The 1,769-nt window shown below is 71.4% G+C and carries 3 protein-coding genes; 2 read left to right on the top strand and 1 reads right to left on the bottom strand.

All coding sequences use genetic code 11. The features are described 5' to 3' along the window. Window positions 1-229 precede the first annotated feature (229 nt). Together RIF93_RS20530 and RIF93_RS20525 are read left to right on the top strand one after the other, a co-directional pair. Window positions 230-829, top strand: a complete 600-nt coding sequence (locus RIF93_RS20530) for a thermonuclease family protein (protein WP_309093294.1) — start codon at window positions 230-232, stop codon at window positions 827-829. 83 nt (window positions 830-912) lie between these two features. After that, window positions 913-1,308 carry a hypothetical protein gene (locus tag RIF93_RS20525; RefSeq protein ID WP_309093293.1) on the top strand — a complete coding sequence of 132 codons (396 nt, stop codon included), beginning with the start codon at window positions 913-915 and terminating at the stop codon, window positions 1,306-1,308. Here the strand turns inward: RIF93_RS20525 and RIF93_RS20520 are convergent. Then, window positions 1,309-1,769 (bottom strand): opioid growth factor receptor-related protein (locus RIF93_RS20520; protein ID WP_309093292.1); only part of this gene is annotated, 461 nt, incomplete at its 5' end.

Raw genomic sequence — 1,769 nt, 5'->3', positions numbered from 1 at the left:
CGTGAAGGCGGTCGCCGGCCTGCTGGGCAACACCCCGACGGTGTGCCGCTCGTCGTACGTGCACCCGAAGGTGTTCGAGCTGTTCGAGAGCGGCCGCATCGGCGAGGTCCTGCCGGGGCCGGACGCGGCGACGTTCGAGAGGGTCCTGGCGAAGACGCTCGTCGCCTGACGGCAACGGTCGGGAAAGGTTGATCGCGGAGTCTTCCGCCGAAGAGCGGCAGGCGGATCGATGACTGGACGACGATATCCGCGGGGCGGGCGAAGCCCGTGGAAGCGCAGGCGGAGCCCCGCCGGCAGGCTGCTGGAGGGCCTGATCCTCGCCGCCGCAGTCCTGACGGTCGCGGTGATCCTGCGCCCGGAGGGCGACACAGCGAGGGCGGAGCCCGAGCCGTCGCCGGCGGAGGCGCGGGCGGACACGCTGGAAGGCGTGGCGCGGGTTATCGACGGCGACACCCTGGATGTCGCGGGGGTGCGCGTGCGCCTGCACGGCGTCGACGCGTTCGAGCGCGGCCAGATCTGCGACCGGGCGGGCGGCAGCTGGGCCTGCGGCGCGGCGGCCACGGCAGCCCTGAAGGCCCGCGCCGAAGGCCGCCGCCTGAGCTGTCAGGTGTTCGACACCGATCGCTACGGCCGCAAGGTCAGCCGCTGCGAGAGCGGCGGGACGGACGTGGCCGGGGCGCTCGTCGACGAGGGGCTGGCCCTCGCCTATCGCCGCTACAGCGCCGACTACGTCGAGGCCGAGGACGCGGCCCGTTCCCGGGGCGCCGGAGCCTGGGCCGGCTCGTTCGACCGGCCGGAGCAGTGGCGTCGCCGCGGGCGCCGCGATTAGGTCCCCAGCCTGAATCGGATGTAACTTGCCTGCCAGGGAGAACGGCGGTTTACGGCCCGCCCGTTTCTGTCGGAGGGAAATCCTTGTCCAACACATTCCTGCGCCTCGGCGTGCTGTTCGCGCTGATCGGAGTCTCGCTCGGCTACTGGATGGGCGTTACGCACCAGTTCACGGTTTCGCCGGTGCACGCGCACATCAACCTGCTCGGCTGGGTGTCCATGTTCCTGTATGGCCTGTTCTACCGCATCGTGCCGGAGGCGGCTGGCGGCTGGCTGCCGAAGACCCATCTGGCGCTGGCCGTCATCGGCCTGCCGGTCATGATGATCGGCCTTACCATCCAGCTGCTGGCCGTGCAGAGCCTCATGGCCCTTGTGCCGCCGATGATGATCGTCGGCCCGACCCTGGTGGTGCTCGGCATGTTCGTCTTCGCCTTCATCGTCTTCCGGGCGACCGGCAGGAAGGCTCCGGTCGCCGCCTGATCAGGCGGTGGTCCAGTAGCCGCGGCTGCGGGCGCTGACCGGCGCCCGCATCGCCTCCACCCGCCACAGCACGGCGTCCCGGAAGGCGTCCGCCGCCGCGTCGCCGACCAGTAGCCTGAGCGAGCGGATGATGCGGGTAATGCGCAGGTGGTTGTGGTCGTGCGGCCGCAGCCACCCGTCGGTGCGGCGGTAGAACTGATCCAGGCGGTCGGTCGCCGCGGCCAAGGCGCACTGGGCCAGGGACGAGCCGCGGATCGCCGCCGTCTCCTCCGGGGTGAGCACCGGCGCATCCGGCACGGCCCCCGACGGCTCCGGCAGCGGGAAGAGCCACTGAATGAAGTCGTGGTTCAGCTCCAGCGCCGCGTCGTCGAAGGCGAGGACGTCGAACAGGCTGCGGCCCCGGCCGTCGACGCCCTGCCCTTCGAGGAAGGCCAGAAGCCGCGCGCCGTCGCCCATGTGTC

This window comes from Phenylobacterium sp. (assembly GCF_031181185.1).
Taxonomy (GTDB): domain Bacteria; phylum Pseudomonadota; class Alphaproteobacteria; order Caulobacterales; family Caulobacteraceae; genus Phenylobacterium.
Note: the sequence above shows the minus strand (reverse complement) of the source record. Positions and strands in the feature narration are given on the sequence as shown.

Bases quoted from the DNA above. Each gene is read 5' to 3' on its own strand.
- RIF93_RS20530 (WP_309093294.1), top strand. From the start codon at position 230: ATGACTGGACGACGATATCCGCGGGGCGGGCGAAGCCCGTGGAAGCGC.